We start from the raw sequence: 14,538 nt of genomic DNA on the forward strand, positions 1-14,538 counted from the left end.
AGCCGCCCGCCTCACCGGGCCGGCGCGACGCAAGGAGATCCGCATGCTGGACATCGAGGATCGACTCACCCTGGACGAACGCTCCGCCGTGGACTTCGTCCTCGGCCTGCGCAAGCGCTGGGCGGACACCGTCTACCCCGCCCTGACGCGGGAGTACGCCGCCACCGGCGAACCGGCGGACACCATCGCCGACGCCGGCGCGACCCTGCGCGACCTGCCGCTCTACCCGTGGTTCAGCCACCTGGAGCGGGTGCAGCAGAAGATGCTGTGGAAGACCGCCGGGGAGGCCGTCCTGGGCCGCCGCGACCAGCTGGCCGCCCAGCTCGCCGAGGTGCCGGCGCAGCCGCTCGGCGCGCTCACCCTCGACCCCGACGTGGACCTGCCCGCCTGGTACACCGACTACGACATCCACATCCAGCCGGGCGGCTTCTTCTCCGACGACATGTCCGCCTACGTCTACGAGTTCGGCGCGCGCATCGTCATGCTGCGCGACAACGACGGCTACAAGTTCCACCGGCTGTTCACCGAGACCGCGCTGCCGGACCTGCCGGGGGCCACCCGGGTCGTCGACATCGGCTGCGGGTTCGGCAAGAGCACCCGCCCGCTGGTCGGCCGCTACCCGTCGGCGCAGGTCATCGGCGTCGACCTGGCCGCGCCCGGGCTGCGCCTGGCGCACGTCGAGGCCGAGGCGCAGGGGTTGGCCATCGACTACCGGCAGGCCGACGGGCGGGCCACCGGCCTCGACGACGCCTCCTGCGACGTGGTCACCGGCACGATGGTCCTGCACGAGATGCCCGCCGAGGCGATCCGGGAGACGATCGTCGAGGCGGCGCGCCTGCTCAAGCCCGGGGGCGCGCTGCGCTTCCTGGAGTTCCAGCTCACCGGCGACCCGCTGCGCGACGCCACCGTCTACGAGCACGCCGAGCGCAACAACGAGCCGTTCTTCCACGCGCTGTTCGGCTCCGACCTGCTCGCCGTCTGCGCCGAGGCCGGCCTGGTCGACGCGAGCTGGACCCCGTTCGACGAGCGCCGCGACGGCGTACGCCCCGAGGGCTGGGGCGACCGGGTCGAGTGGCACTTCCCCTGGGCCGTGCTGGCCGCGACGAAGCCGGAGGCGTGATGAGCACCGAGTTCGACTACTTCGGCGACCCCCGCTTCGGCAAGCTGCTCGACCTGGTGCTGCAGCTCTCCACCGAGCTGCACGTCGACCGGCAGCGGCTGCGGGCGCTGGAGCAGCTGCTCGTCCGCCGCGACGTGCTCGGTCCCGGCGACCTCGACGGCTTCACCGCCGACGCCGACGGGCAGGCCGTGCTCGACCGGGAGCGCGACCTGCTGCTGACCCGGCTGATGCGCATCCTCACCGAGCAGGGCCCGGCCGAGCACCCGCTGCGCGACCAGTGGGAAGCGGCCCTCAGCGGCAAGAGCGGCTGATGGACGCCGCCCGGCTGGTCGACCACTACCTGCAACTCTGCGAGGACCGCGACCTCGACCGGGCCGGCCGACTGCTCGCCCCGGGGGCGCTGATCGTCTTTCCCGGCGGGCGTCGCTTCGCCACCCTGCCCGAGCTGGCGTCGGCGTCGAGGGGCACCTACCGGTGGGTGCGCAAGCACCGTGACCGGTACCTGGTCGGTGCCGCCGCCGACGGCGTCTCGGTGACCTCCCTCGGCCGCCTGTACGGGCAGTGGCCCGACGGCGAGCCGTTCGACGGGATCCGCTACGCCGACGTGTTCGTCCTGCGCGACGGGCTGATCGTCGAGCAGCACGTCTACAACGACCTCGCCATCGCCGTGGCGTCGCGGGACCCGTCCCGCTGACCCTCCCCGGGCCGCCCGGCCCACCGGCCGCACCACGGCCGGCATCACCGAACCGTCCCACCCGCCGCGTGGATCCCGCGCGGCCGATCTTCCCTACCCAAAGAACCCTGAGGACGAGGTGTCGATATGAAGCAGAAGTGGGGTGTGCTGCCGGCGGTGTTGGTCGCCGCGCTGGCCCTGGCCGGATGTGGGGGCTCCGGCGACGACGCGGCGGCCGAGGAGGGGGCGCCGACGAAGCTGACCTTCGCCATCGCCTCCGCGGTCATCGGTCCCAAGGAGGAGGTGGCCGTCTACGCGGTGGCCAAGGAGCTCGGCTACTTCGCGGAGGAGAAGCTCACCGTCGAGACGATCAACACCGACGGCTCCGTCGCCGCCCTGCAGGCCGTCGCCTCGGGCAGCGCCGACCTGACCGCCGCCGACAGCGGTTCCATCCTCGGTGCGGTCGAGAAGAACGTGCCGGTCAAGGCCATCGGCGGCCTGGTGCAGAACTGGCCGTGGGTGATGGCGGTGAAGCCGGACAGCACGCTCACCGGCGGCGCCGACCTCAAGGGCAAGAAGATCGGCGTGATCAGCCTGGCCTCCGGCTCCGCGCCGTACGCCCGGGCCTTCGTCGCCGCCGCCGGCCTCGACCCGGCCAAGGACGTGGAGCTGCTGCCGGTCGGCGTCGGCGCGCCGGCCGCCGCCGCGCTCAACGACGGCAAGGTCGACATGCTGGCGCTCTACACGCAGGCGTACGCGGTGATCGAGAACTCCGGGATCACGCTCAAGTATCTCGACAACCCCGACGCCTTCGACGGCATCCGGTCGCTGAGCTTCGCCGTCGGCGCCCGCAAGCTCGACGACAACAAGGACGTCTACACCCGGTTCCTGCGGGCGGCGTACAAGGCGATGCTCTTCTCCGCGAAGAACCCGGAGGCCGCCATGCGGATCGGCTACCAGGTGTTCCCGCAGATCCTCGCCGGCAAGCAGGCCGCCGACCAGTTGCCGGCTGACACCCGCAGCCTCACCGCCTGGCTGAAGACCGCCACCCCGGCGTCGGGCACGCCCGACCAGTTCGGCGACTGGGGCGCGATCAGCGACCAGGAGTGGACCAAGACCCAGGCGTACACCAAGGAGGCCGGCCAGATCACCGGGGACGTGCAGCTCGGCGACGTGTGGGAGCCGGGCCTGCTCGCCGGGGCCAACGACTTCGACAAGGCCGCGGTGCTCGACAAGGCCGCCAACCACCCCGCCAAGTAGCGGCAGCGGACGCGGAAGGGAATTCGATGGCCATCAAGGCGATGGGTCGCCGGACGCAGCAGCCGGCAACGGTGTCGGAGGACTCCTGGATCGAGGTCGCCGGGCTGGACAAGCAGTACCGGCCGCGCCGGTCGGCACCGACCCAGGCCCTGCACGACATCAACCTGACCGTACGCCGCGGCGAGTTCATCTCGGTCGTTGGCCCGTCGGGTTGCGGCAAGACCACCCTGCTCAAGATCCTCGCCGGGTTGAGCCCGAAGACGGCCGGCACGGTGCGGATCGCCGGCACCGAGGTGGCCCGCCCCCTCCGCGAGGTCGGGATGGTGTTCCAGGCTCCCACGCTGCTGCCCTGGCGCACCATCTTCGACAACGTCATGGTGCCGGCGGAGATCCAGAAGCTGGATCCCGCCCGGCACCGGGCCCGTGCCCAGGAGCTGCTGGACATGGTGGGCCTGACCGGCTTCGAGCGGAAGTACCCGCACGAGCTCAGCGGCGGCATGCAGCAGCGCGCCGGCATCTGCCGGGCGCTGGTGCACGACCCCGCCGTCCTGCTGATGGACGAGCCGTTCGGCGCGCTCGACGCGATGACCCGCGAGTACATGAACGTCGAGCTGCTGCGCATCTGGCGGGAGAGCGGACAGACCGCGGTGCTGGTCACCCACTCCATCCCGGAGGCGGTCTTCCTCTCCGACCGGGTGGTGGTGCTCAGCCCCCGCCCAGGCCGGATCGCCGAGATCCTCACCATCGACCTGGACCGGCCCCGCGACCTGGGCGTCATGTCCTCCGACCGGGCCGGCGTCTACGTCGAACGCATCCGCCGCCACTTCAACGCCGCCGGCGTCATCGACTGAGGAGGTGCCGCCATGACCGACACCGAGGTAGTGGACACCACGGCCCCGGCCCCGGGGCCGACGGCCACCCGGCGACGCCGGGTCGACCTGCGCGAACGCCCCCAGCTCTGGCTCGTCCCCACGGTCTTCGTCGTGGTCGTGCTCGCCTGGGAGTACGGCACCCGGCTGCTGGACGTCGACGAGTACGTGCTGCCCCGCCCCTCCCAGATCGTCGAGGCGCTGCACCGGCAGCTCACCGACGAGCAGTTCTGGGGCCACTTCTGGGTCACCACCCAGGAGGCGCTGCTCGGCTTCGCCATCGGCGTCGGCGCGGCCGTGCTGCTGGGCACCTTCATCTCCCAGATCAAGGTGGTCGAGGCCACCCTGATGCCGTACATCGTGGCGTTCCAGACCGTGCCGAAGGTCGCCCTCGCGCCGCTGTTCGTGCTCTGGTTCGGCTTCGGGCTCACCAGCAAGGTGGTCATGGCCGCCGTCATCTCGTTCTTCCCGATGCTGGTCAACGTCATCGAGGGGCTGCGGGCCGCCGACGCCGACCGGATCCAGATGCTCACCGTATTCGGGGCCAGCCGGGCGCAGATCTTCCGGATGGTGCGGCTGCCCAGCGCGCTGCCGTTCATCTTCGCCGGCCTGGACATCGGCATCGTCTTCGCCATCCTCGGCGCGGTCGTCGGCGAGTTCATCGGCGCGAAGGAGGGCCTGGGCTACCTGCTGCTGCAGACCAACTACAACTTCGACATCGCCGGCATGTTCGCCGTGCTGGTGGTGCTGTCGGTGATGGGCCTGCTCGCGCACTTCGTCATCCGGCTGTTGCAGCGTCGGCTCGCCTTCTGGGCCGAGGACACCAAGGTGATCGGCGCATGACCGCCCCCGGCGACGTCAACCGCTTCGACGGCCGGGTCGCCCTGGTCACCGGCGCGGCGCGGGGCATCGGCGCGCGGATCGCCGCGACCCTCGCGGCCCGGGGCGCGGTCGTCGCCCACGCCGACCTGGCCGACGTCGACGACCCCGGCGGGCCGCACAGCCGCCACCGGGTCGACATTCGCTCGGCGCGCTCCTGCGCGGGCCTGGTCGCCGGGGTCATCGACCGGCACGGCCGGCTCGACCTGCTGGTCAACAACGCCGGCGTGGTCCGCCGGGGGCCGGCGGCCACGATGACCGAGGAGGACTTCACCACGGTCCTGGACGTCAACCTCACCGGCACGTTCCGGATGTGCCAGGCGGCGTACCCGGCGCTGCGCGCCGCCCGGGGCGCCGTGGTGAACCTCGGCTCCACCAACGGGCAGATCGCCGTGCTGAACACCGTCGGCTACTGCGTCAGCAAGGCCGGCGTGCTGCACCTGACCCGGGTGCTGGCCCTGGAGTGGGCGCGCGACGCCATCCGGGTCAACGCGGTCGGCCCGACCATCGTCCCCACCGACATGACCACCGACGTGCGCGGCGACGCCGCGTACCTCGCCGAGAAGCTGGCCACCATCCCGCTCGGACGGATGGCGCACCCCGACGACGTCGCCAACGCCGTCGCCTACCTGCTCAGCGACGCCGCCGCGATGGTCACCGGCCAGACCGTCTTCGTCGACGGCGGCGTCACCATCCACTGAGCCCCGCGGAGGAACCCATGCCCCACCCGGACACCGCCGCCGCGCTCGCCGCGGTGGACACCCACTTCGACGAGTTCGTCGCCGAACTCCAGCAGCTCTGCCGCATCCGCAGCCGCCGGCAGGAGCCCGACCAGATGGCGGCCACCGCCCGGTTCATCGCCGACTCCGTGCACCGCTGGGGCGGCCAGGCCGAGATCATCGAGTGGGAGCAGTCCCACCCGTACGTGCTGGCCGAGATCCCCGGCTCGGGGCAGCGCCGGCTGCTGCACTTCACCCACTACGACGTCGAGGTCGAACCGGCCGGCGACGACGCCGACTGGATCAGCCCGCCGTACGCGGCCGAGATCCACGACGGCCGCCTCTACGCCCGGGGCGTCGCCGACGACAAGGGCGCGCTGATGTCGCGCATCCACGCGGTGGCCGCCTGGCGGCTGGCGGGCCTGACCCCGCCGGTCACCAGCCGGTTCATCTTCGAGGGCAAGCAGTGGCTGCACAGCCCCGGCCTCGGCTCGTTCTGCGCGGCGTACGCCGACCGGCTCGACAGCGACGCGGCGCTGTGGGAGAACTCCTGGCGCGACGGGCAGGACCGGCCGCTGCTCAAGCTCGCCGAGAAGGGCGTGCTCTACCTGCGGCTCACCGTCCGCACCCTGCCCCGCGACCTGACCAGCCAGAACACCGCGCTGCTGCCGGCCGCGACGGCCCGGCTCGCCGCCGCCCTGGCGCAGTTGCAGCGCCCCGACGGCACGGTCACCGTGCCCGGCTTCGCCGACGACGTACGCCCGCTCACCGACGCCGAACGCGACCTGCTCGCCGAGGTGGAGTTCGACGGTGACTTCCTGCGCGAGCGGGCCGGCGTGCGCGGCTTCACCGGCGGTCTCGACGACCGGCAGGCCGCCGTGGCGATCCGCACCGTGCCGACGCTGACCGTCGCGGGCATCGCCGGCGGCGACATGCGCGACGACGTCACCCTCGGCATCCCCGCCACCGCCGCCGCGAAGGTCGAGATCCGGCTGGTGCCCGGCCAGGACCCGCAGCGGGTGCTCGCCGCCGTCCGCGACCACCTCGCGGCCACCGGCTTCGGCGACGTCGACATCGAGGTGATGGCGACGAGCCGGCCGAGCATGACCGACCACCGCGACCCGTTCGTCGCCCTGGTCGCCGACGCCGCCCGCCGCGCGTACGGCACCGAACCCGTGATCGAGCCGTACACCCAGTGGATCGGCAACCAGGGGGCCCTCGCCGCCCGGCCCATCGTCGGAGTCGGCGTGTCCCGCGCCGACTCCGGGGTGGACGGGCCCAACGAGAACATCCGCCTCGACGACTACCGCGACGGCATCAGGCACGTCATCGAGGTCATGGCCGCCCTGGCGGTGACCGAGTGACCCGGGTGCGGGGCCACGCCGCGCGCGGCTACGTCGACCTGCCCTGGGGCCAGGTCCACTACCGCCACGCCGGGACGCCGGGACACCCGACCCTGCTCGTCGTGCACCAGTCGCCGCTGTCGTCGGCGACCTACGACGTGGCGCTGGCCCCGCTGGCCCGGCGCGGGCTGCGCGTCGTCGCCGTGGACACCCCCGGCTTCGGGATGTCCGACGCCCCGCCGCAGCCGTGGACGATCCCGCAGTACGCCGCCGCGCTCTGGCAGACCGCCGACGCCCTCGGCCTGGACCGGGTGCACCTGCTCGGCCAGCACACCGGCGCGGTGATCGCCGCGGAGGCGGCCCTGCGGGCCCCGCACCGGGTCCGCCGGCTCATCCTGCAGGGGCTGCCGCTCTACGACGACGCCGAACGCGCCCAGAAGAAGGCGACGTACGCCCCCGGCTACACGCCGGAGCGCGACGGGTCGCACCTGCGGGTGATCTGGGACCGCGTCTGGGGGCTCTACCCCCGGCTCAGCCCCGACGAGGCGGACCGGCAGGTCGCCGAATACCTGCTGACCGGGCCGGACTACGCCACCGCGTACCGGGCCGTCTTCGACCACCGGCTGGACACGGCCGCCCTGGCGGCGGTGCCGACCGTGCTGCTGCACGGCGCCGACGACCTGGTCGACCGGATGACGCCGCAGGTGCGGGCCGCCCTGCCGCACGCCCCGCTGGTCACCATCCCCGGCGGCACCGACTTCGTGGCGGACGAGCAGCCCGAGGCGTTCGCCGACGCCGTGGCCGCCCAGTGCGACCTCGACGCCCCGGCGGTGACCCCGTGACCCGGTCCCATGTCCGGCGCTGAACCCACCGCCGCGGCGGCGCCGGTGGTGGGCCCACCACCGGTGGAACCGGCCGCGCTCGCCGCCGGGCTGGGCGCGGTCTACCTGCTGTGGGGCTCCACCTACCTGGGCAACCGGGTGGCCCTGGAGAGCCTGCCGCCGATGGTCTCCACCGCCGGCCGGTTCCTCGCCGCCGGGGCCCTGGTGCTGGCGGTGGTCGCGGCCCGCAACGGAGCGGACCGGCTGCGCCTGCCCCGCGACCGGTGGCCCGGCGTGCTGGCCGGCGGCCTTCTCATGGTCGGGGCGGGCAGTGCCCTGCTCGCCGTCGGCCAGCAGTACGTGTCGTCCGGCCTGGCCTCCCTGCTCGTCGCCGCGATGCCGCTGTGGGTGCTGGCGATCCGCCTCGGCGGCGGGCAGCGCCCCCGGCCGGCGGCCGTCGTGGGGGTCCTCGGCGGACTCGCCGGGCTGGCCCTGCTGGTGCTCGCCGGTGACCAGCGCCTGCACCTGGCCGGGATCGCCACCATCGTGGCGTCCACCATGGTCTGGGCGGCCGGCTCGACGCTGACCCAACGGCTGCCCGCCCCGGCCGACCACCTGGTCGGCACCGGCTGGCAGATGCTCGCCGGCGGCGCGGCCGTGGCGGTGGCCGCCCTGCCCGCCGGCGAGTGGCATCGCCTGCGCCTGGCCGAGGTCACCGGCCGCTCCTGGGTCGCCTGGACCTACCTGATGCTGGTCTGCACCGTCGTCGGGTTCAGCGTCTACACCTGGCTGCTGCGCCGCGCGCCGCTGCAACTCGTGGCCACGTACGCCTACGTGAACCCGGTGATCGCGGTGCTGCTGGGCATGGTGGTGCTCGACGAGCGGCTCGCCGGCCGGCAGGTGCTCGCCGGTGCCGTCGTGCTCGCCTCGGTGGCGCTCGTCGTCGCCGTGGAACGGCAGCGGCAGTTGCGAGGATTGCCGCCAGGCACCCCCGCGACACCACCGTGACCGGCGGTGACCCTTGCGCCCGCGTCCGCCCACAGTGAGGACAGACATGACCACCACCCACCTCGCCGCACCCGATGACCGGCGGGTCCGCTCCGGCCTCGGCCGGGCCCTCGACGTCATCAACATCATCGCCACCCGGGCACCGGAGACCCTCGGGGTGTCCACCATCGCCCGCGAGCTGGGGCTGCCGAAGGCGGTCGCGTACCGGATCCTGAAGGAGCTGGCCGCCGACGAGTTCCTCGACTTCGACGAGGACACCAAGCGCTACCGGCTCGGCGCCGGGGCGCTCGCGGTGGGCCTGGCCGCCCTGCGCGCGCTGGACGTCCCGGAGATCGCCCGCCGGTACCTGGTCCGGCTGGTCCGTCGCACCGGCGAGACCGCCACCCTGTCGGTGCGGCAGGGCTCGATCCGGGTCTACATCGACCAGGTGCTCTCCCCGCACGAGGTCCGCATGTCGGTGTCCCTGGGCACCAGCCACCCGCTGCACTCCGGCTCGTCGTCCAAGGCGATCCTCGCGGCGCTGCCCGCCGTGGAGCTCGACGAGTACCTGGCCCAGCCGCTGGAGCGGGTCACCCCCTCGACCATCACCGACCCGGCCGTGCTGCGCGACGAGCTGGCCCACATCCGCCGGCAGGGCTACGCGGTGAGCATCGGGGAGCGGCAGAACGGCGCGGGCAGCGTCGCCGCCGCCATCCGGTACGGCACCGGCCAGGTCTTCGGCTCCATCTCCCTGTGCGGGCCGCAGGACCGGTTCACCCGGCAGGTCTGCGCCGACCACGGGGCGCTGGTGGCCGCCGCCGCCGCCGACATCTCCGCCGAGCTGGGCTACCACCCGCCGGCCGACCGGGCAGAGGGGTGATCGCCGTGACCACACCGACCACGCCCGCCGACGGCCCGCTCGCCGGGCTGCGCGTGCTGGACGCCTCCACGATCCTCGCCGGGCCGCTGTGCTGCCAGATCCTCGGCGACTTCGGCGCCGACGTCGTGAAGATCGAGCACCCGACCGCCGGGGACAGCATGCGCGGGCACGGCAAGGCCAAGGACGGCCACCCGCTGTGGTGGAAGGAGATCTCCCGCAACAAGCGCACCATCGGGCTGAGCCTGTCCGCCCCGGAGGGCGCGGCGCTGCTGCTGCGCCTGGCCGCCCGGGCCGACGTGCTCGTGGAGAACTTCCGCCCCGGCACCCTGGAGCGCTGGGGGATCGGCCCGGCGCAACTGCACGCGGTCAACCCCGGCCTGGTCATCGCCCGGATCACCGGCTTCGGCCAGACCGGCCCGTACGCCTCCCGCGCCGGCTTCGGCACCCTCGCCGAGGCGATGAGCGGCTTCGCCCACCTCACCGGCGCCGCCGACGGCCCGCCCACCCTGCCCGCGTTCGGCCTGGCCGACAGCATCTGCGGCATCGCCGCCTCCTCGGCGGTGCTGATGGCGCTGCGCCACCGAGACCGCACCGGCGAGGGCCAGGTCGTCGACCTGAGCCTGCTGGAGCCGATCATGACGGCGGTCGGTCCCGGCCCGACCGTCTACGACCAGCTCGGCGTCGTCGAGCAGCGCAACGGCAACCGGTCGGTCAACAACGCGCCCCGCAACACCTACCGCACCAGCGACGGGGCGTGGGTCGCCGTCTCCACCAGCGCCCAGGCCATCGCCGAACGGGTGCTGCGCCTGGTGGGCCACCCCGAGGTCATCGACGAGCCCTGGTTCCGCACCGGCGCCGGCCGCGCCGGGCACGCCGACGAACTCGACGCGTACGTCGGCGGGTGGATCGCCCAACGTACCCGCGACGAGGTCAGCCGCGCGTTCACCGAGGCCGGCGCGGCCGTCGCCCCCGTCTACAGCGCCCGCGACATCGCCGAGGACCCGCACGTGCGGGCCACCGGGATGCTCACCACCGTCGACGACGCCGACCTCGGGCCGGTGCGGATGCACAACGTGATGTGGCGGATGTCCGCGACCCCCGGACGGATCCGCTTCACCGGGCGCGCCCTCGGGTCCGACACCGAATCCCTGCTGATCGACGAACTCGGCTGCGACCCGGCCGAGATCGCCGATCTCCGAGCCCGCCACATCGTCGCCTGACGGCGTGGCCGAACCGCTGAAACGTGAGGAACCGTGACGACCACCGCCCGCCACGCCGACCGGCTGCTCCACGCCGTCCGCGCCGGAGTCGAGATCTACGACCTCGGCCGGCTGCTCTCGATCGGCATGCCCCAGTCGCCGAACCACCCGCCGTTCTGGCTGACCATGCCGCGCCGGCACGGTGACATGGTCCGCGCCGACGGCGGCTCGGCGGCCAACGATCTGCTGGTGATGGGCACCCACGTCGGCACGCACGTCGACGCCCTCGCCCACGTCTCCCACGACGGGCTGCTGCACGGCGGCGCGGACGCCGCCGCCGCCCAGTCCGGCGGGCGGTTCACCGAACTCGGCGTGCACACCGTCGCGCCGATGGTCCGCCGGGGCGTCCTGCTCGACGTCCCCGCCGCCCTCGGTCGGCCCGACTGCCCGGCCGGCTACGAGATCACCCCGGCCGACCTGGACGCCGTCGTCGACCGGCAGGGCACCCCCGTGGAGCCCGGCGACGTGGTCCTGATCCGCAGCGGCTGGGGCCGGCACTTCGACGATCCCGACCGCACCCGCTACGTCGGCCACGACTCCGGCGTGCCGGGCGTGGGCGCCGACGGGGCGCGGTGGCTCGCCGCGCACGGCGTGCACGCCGCCGGGGCCGACACCATCGCCTTCGAGTGCCTGCGCCCCGGCCAGGGCCACAGCAGCCTGCCCGCGCACCGGATCCTCCTGGTCGAGCACGGCGTCTACCTGATCGAGGCGATGGCGCTGGAGGAACTCGCCCGCGACGCGGTCCACGAGTTCACCTTCGTGCTGGCCCCGCTGCCCCTGTACGGGGCCACCGGCTCGCCGGTGCGCCCGCTGGCGGTGGTCGGCCGTGGCTGAGCCGACCCTCGGGCGGGCCCTGGCCGCGTTCGCCGCCGACACGCCCGCCGCCGCGCTGCCCGCCGCCGTCGTCGACAGCGTCCGCCAGCGGGTGCTCGACGTCGTCGGGCTCTGCGTGGCCGCCGTCGACCTGCCGAGCAGCCGGGCCGCCCTGGCGTACGTCCGCGACCAGGGCGGGCGGGGGCAGGCCCGGGCGATCGGGGTCGCCGACCCGGTGCCCGCCGCGCTGGCCGCGTTCGCCAACGGGGTGCTCGCGCACTCGCTGGACTACGACGACACCCACCTGCCGTCGGTGCTGCACCCGAGCGCGTCGGTGGTGCCGGCCGCGCTCGCCGCCGCCGAGTTCACCGGCGCGTCCGGCCGGGAGACCGTCGCCGCCGTCGCGGTGGGCTTGGAGGTGTGCGTGCGGCTCGGTATGGCCGGCTACGACCGCGCCGCCGGCAACTCGGTCTTCTTCGAGCACGGCCAGCACGCCACCTCCATCTGCGGCACCCTCGGCGGGGCGGTCGCCGCCGCCCGGCTGTTCGGGCTGGACGCCGGGCGCACCCTCGACGCGCTGGGCGTGGCCGCCTCCATGGCGGCCGGACTGATCGAGGCCAACCGCACCGGCGGCACCGTCAAGCGGATCCACTGCGGCTGGGCGGCGCACTCGGCGGTGAGCGCGGCGGCTCTGGCCCGGCACGGCATCACCGGCCCGCCCACCGTCCTGGAGGGCCGGTTCGGCTTCTTCGAGGCGTTCCTGCGCGGCGAGTACGACCCGGCGGAGATCACCGCGGGGCTGGGCGTCGACTGGGCGGTGCCGGACATCTTCTTCAAGCCCTACCCGGCCAACCACTTCACCCACGCAGCCATCGACGCGGCCCTGGCGCTGCGGCGACGCGGTGTACGCCCGCCCGACGTCGAGTCGGTCACCCTCGGCGTGCCCACCCCGGTCATCCGCACCATCGGGCAGCCCATCGACCGCAAGCGCCGCCCCAGCACCGGCTACGAGGCCCAGTTCAGTGGCCCGTACGCGGTCGCCGCCGGGCTGCACGGCGGCGGGGTGCTCGGCGTCGGCCCGGACGACTTCACCGACGTCCTCGCCGTCGAGGAGTCCCGCCGGGCCGTGATGGCCCGCGTCGACGTGGTCCCCGACGAGCGTTGCGACGAGATCTTCCCGCACCAGTTCCCGGCCGTGCTGCGCGTGGTCACCCGCGACGGCCGGGAGTGGACCGAGGAGGTCCTGGCCAACCGGGGCGGCCCGGCCCGCCCGCTGACCACCGCCGAGCTGGCCCTGAAGTTCCGGCACAACGTCGCCGGCCGGCTGCCCGCCGACGTCGCCGGGGCCGTCGAGCGGGAGATCGCCGCCCTCGACACCGCCCCCGACGTCCGACGGCTGGCCGGCCTGCTGGCCGCCGTCGCGGCATCCGACACCCCTGAGGAGTGAGCGCATGACCACCTTCGACCTGCTGCTGCGCAACGTGCGCCTGGTCCGGCACGACCGGCCCGACACCGAGACGGTGGACATCGGCGTCACCGCAGGCAAGGTCACCCGCGTCGCGCCGGGCCTCGACCCGGCCGACGCCGCGACCGTGCACGACGGGCAGGGGAAGCTGGCCTTCCCCGGCGTCGTCGACGCCCACCAGCACTGGGGCATCTACAATCCGCTCGCCGAGGACACCGCCTCGGAGAGCCGCGCCAGCGCCCAGGGCGGCGTCACCACCGCCCTGACCTACATGCGCACCGGGCAGTACTACCTCAACCGGGGCGGCCGGTACGAGGACTTCTTCCCCGACGTGCTCGCCGCCAGCGCCGGCCGGTCCCACATCGACTACGGCTTCCACCTGGCCCCGATGATGCGCGAGCACATCGACGAGCTGCCCGACCTGGTCGACCGGTTCGGGGTGACCTCCTTCAAGATCTTCATGTTCTACGGCGGGCACGGCCTGCACGGCCGCTCGGCCGACCAGAACTCGTTCCTGATGATCCCCGAGGGCGAACGCTACGACTACGCCCACTTCGAGTTCGTGATGCGCGGCGTGCAGGCGGCCCGGGAACGCTTCCCCGAGCTGGCCGACCAGATCTCCCTGTCGCTGCACTGCGAGACCGCCGAGATCATGAGCGCCTACACCCGGCAGGTGGAGCAGGAGGGCCGGCTGCGCGGGCTGGAGGCGTACCACGCCTCCCGGCCGCCGCACTCCGAGGGACTCGCCGTCTCCATCGCCTCGTACCTGGCCCACGAGACCGGCCTGCCCACCATCAACCTGCTGCACCTGTCCTCGGCCAAGGCGCTCGACGCGGCCCTGCGGATGGCCGAGGCGTTCCCGCACATCGACTTCCGCCGCGAGGTGACCATCGGGCACCTGCTGGCCGACATCACCACCGCGCACGGCCTCGGCGGCAAGGTGAACCCGCCCCTGCGCCCGCGCGCCGACGTCGAGGCGCTCTGGGCCCACCTCCTCGACGGCCACGTCGACTGGGTGGTCAGCGACCACGCCTGCTGCAGGGACGAGGTCAAGTTCGGCGAGCCCCGCGACGACGTCTTCGTCGCCAAGTCCGGCTTCGGCGGGGCCGAGTATCTGCTGCCCGGCCTGCTCACCGAGGGCCGCCGCCGGGGCCTGCCGCTGTCGCGGGTCGCGGAACTGACCTCGTGGAACCCGGCCCGCCGCTTCGGCCTGGCCGGCAAGGGCGCCGTCGCCGAGGGCTACGACGCCGACCTCTGCCTGGTCGACGATGACCACACCTGGACGGTACGGGCCGCGGACTCCGAGTCCAGCCAGGAGTACACGCCGTTCGAGGGATTCGAGCTGACCGCCCGGGTCACCGACACCTTCGTCCGGGGCGAGCACGTCCTCGTCGACGGCAAGGTCACCGGCAGCCCCCAGGGTCGCTACGTGCCCCGGGCCGGGCGGTAG

At 73.6% G+C, this 14,538-nt stretch carries 15 protein-coding genes; all 15 read left to right on the forward strand.

The window, feature by feature from the left end; all coding sequences use genetic code 11:
* The first annotated feature begins 43 nt into the window (after positions 1-43).
* The 15 genes from LPU61_RS22325 (at position 44) to LPU61_RS22395 (ending at position 14,538) form a co-directional block, all read left to right on the forward strand.
* Positions 44-1,120, forward strand: a complete 1,077-nt coding sequence (locus LPU61_RS22325) for a class I SAM-dependent methyltransferase (RefSeq protein ID WP_043968486.1) — start codon at positions 44-46, stop codon at positions 1,118-1,120.
* Positions 1,120-1,431: a hypothetical protein gene (locus LPU61_RS22330; RefSeq protein ID WP_043968488.1), complete on the forward strand. Its 312-nt coding sequence runs from the start codon at positions 1,120-1,122 to the stop codon at positions 1,429-1,431. Before LPU61_RS22325 ends, LPU61_RS22330 begins: the two co-directional genes overlap by 1 nt.
* A complete protein-coding gene (locus tag LPU61_RS22335) occupies positions 1,431-1,814 on the forward strand; it encodes a nuclear transport factor 2 family protein (RefSeq protein ID WP_043968490.1) in 384 nt (127 codons plus the stop codon). Before LPU61_RS22330 ends, LPU61_RS22335 begins: the two co-directional genes overlap by 1 nt.
* 126 nt (positions 1,815-1,940) lie before the next feature.
* Positions 1,941-3,053, forward strand: a complete 1,113-nt coding sequence (locus LPU61_RS22340; protein ID WP_229405996.1) for an ABC transporter substrate-binding protein — start codon at positions 1,941-1,943, stop codon at positions 3,051-3,053.
* Positions 3,054-3,079: 26 nt separating this feature from the next.
* Positions 3,080-3,904 (forward strand): ABC transporter ATP-binding protein, encoded by an 825-nt coding sequence (locus LPU61_RS22345; RefSeq protein WP_199486161.1) that lies wholly within the window; start codon positions 3,080-3,082, stop codon positions 3,902-3,904.
* Between the two features lie 12 nt (positions 3,905-3,916).
* On the forward strand, positions 3,917-4,765 hold the full coding sequence (locus LPU61_RS22350) for an ABC transporter permease (RefSeq protein ID WP_229405997.1): 849 nt from the start codon (positions 3,917-3,919) through the stop codon (positions 4,763-4,765).
* Positions 4,762-5,502, forward strand: coding sequence for an SDR family NAD(P)-dependent oxidoreductase (locus LPU61_RS22355; RefSeq protein ID WP_043968494.1), 741 nt, complete (start codon positions 4,762-4,764; stop codon positions 5,500-5,502). The genes LPU61_RS22350 and LPU61_RS22355 overlap by 4 nt, the downstream gene beginning before the upstream one ends.
* A 17-nt stretch (positions 5,503-5,519) precedes the next feature.
* Positions 5,520-6,884, forward strand: coding sequence for a M20/M25/M40 family metallo-hydrolase (locus LPU61_RS22360; RefSeq protein WP_229405998.1), 1,365 nt, complete (start codon positions 5,520-5,522; stop codon positions 6,882-6,884).
* Complete coding sequence (locus LPU61_RS22365; protein ID WP_043968498.1) at positions 6,881-7,705, forward strand: alpha/beta fold hydrolase; 825 nt, start codon at positions 6,881-6,883, stop codon at positions 7,703-7,705. Before LPU61_RS22360 ends, LPU61_RS22365 begins: the two co-directional genes overlap by 4 nt.
* Positions 7,706-7,714: 9 nt before the next feature.
* A complete protein-coding gene (locus tag LPU61_RS22370) occupies positions 7,715-8,692 on the forward strand; it encodes an EamA family transporter (protein ID WP_043968500.1) in 978 nt (325 codons plus the stop codon).
* 46 nt (positions 8,693-8,738) lie between these two features.
* Entirely contained in the window at positions 8,739-9,551 is an 813-nt protein-coding gene (locus LPU61_RS22375) for an IclR family transcriptional regulator (protein ID WP_229406000.1), read from the forward strand.
* Positions 9,552-9,556: 5 nt separating this feature from the next.
* Positions 9,557-10,771: a CaiB/BaiF CoA-transferase family protein gene (locus LPU61_RS22380; protein WP_229406002.1), complete on the forward strand. Its 1,215-nt coding sequence runs from the start codon at positions 9,557-9,559 to the stop codon at positions 10,769-10,771.
* Positions 10,772-10,804: 33 nt separating this feature from the next.
* Entirely contained in the window at positions 10,805-11,644 is an 840-nt protein-coding gene (locus tag LPU61_RS22385) for a cyclase family protein (RefSeq protein ID WP_229406003.1), read from the forward strand.
* A complete protein-coding gene (locus LPU61_RS22390) occupies positions 11,637-13,070 on the forward strand; it encodes an MmgE/PrpD family protein (RefSeq protein WP_043968507.1) in 1,434 nt (477 codons plus the stop codon). The genes LPU61_RS22385 and LPU61_RS22390 overlap by 8 nt, the downstream gene beginning before the upstream one ends.
* A gap of 4 nt (positions 13,071-13,074) precedes the next feature.
* Positions 13,075-14,538: a dihydroorotase family protein gene (locus LPU61_RS22395; RefSeq protein WP_043968509.1), complete on the forward strand. Its 1,464-nt coding sequence runs from the start codon at positions 13,075-13,077 to the stop codon at positions 14,536-14,538.

This window comes from Micromonospora sp. NBRC 110038, from assembly GCF_020884815.1.
GTDB classification, from domain to species: domain Bacteria; phylum Actinomycetota; class Actinomycetes; order Mycobacteriales; family Micromonosporaceae; genus Micromonospora; species Micromonospora haikouensis.

What these genes read in the sequence shown, in the direction of transcription:
- LPU61_RS22345 (WP_199486161.1), top strand. Translation starts at nt 3,080, where the DNA reads ATGGCCATCAAGGCGATGGGTCGCCGGACGCAGCAGCCGGCAACGGTG.
- LPU61_RS22395 (WP_043968509.1), top strand. Translation starts at nt 13,075, where the DNA reads ATGACCACCTTCGACCTGCTGCTGCGCAACGTGCGCCTGGTCCGGCAC.
- LPU61_RS22340 (WP_229405996.1), top strand. Translation starts at nt 1,941, where the DNA reads ATGAAGCAGAAGTGGGGTGTGCTGCCGGCGGTGTTGGTCGCCGCGCTG.
- LPU61_RS22375 (WP_229406000.1), top strand. Translation starts at nt 8,739, where the DNA reads ATGACCACCACCCACCTCGCCGCACCCGATGACCGGCGGGTCCGCTCC.
- LPU61_RS22335 (WP_043968490.1), top strand. Translation starts at nt 1,431, where the DNA reads ATGGACGCCGCCCGGCTGGTCGACCACTACCTGCAACTCTGCGAGGAC.
- LPU61_RS22330 (WP_043968488.1), top strand. Translation starts at nt 1,120, where the DNA reads ATGAGCACCGAGTTCGACTACTTCGGCGACCCCCGCTTCGGCAAGCTG.
- LPU61_RS22350 (WP_229405997.1), top strand. Translation starts at nt 3,917, where the DNA reads ATGACCGACACCGAGGTAGTGGACACCACGGCCCCGGCCCCGGGGCCG.
- LPU61_RS22355 (WP_043968494.1), top strand. Translation starts at nt 4,762, where the DNA reads ATGACCGCCCCCGGCGACGTCAACCGCTTCGACGGCCGGGTCGCCCTG.
- LPU61_RS22360 (WP_229405998.1), top strand. Translation starts at nt 5,520, where the DNA reads ATGCCCCACCCGGACACCGCCGCCGCGCTCGCCGCGGTGGACACCCAC.
- LPU61_RS22370 (WP_043968500.1), top strand. Translation starts at nt 7,715, where the DNA reads ATGTCCGGCGCTGAACCCACCGCCGCGGCGGCGCCGGTGGTGGGCCCA.
- LPU61_RS22325 (WP_043968486.1), top strand. Translation starts at nt 44, where the DNA reads ATGCTGGACATCGAGGATCGACTCACCCTGGACGAACGCTCCGCCGTG.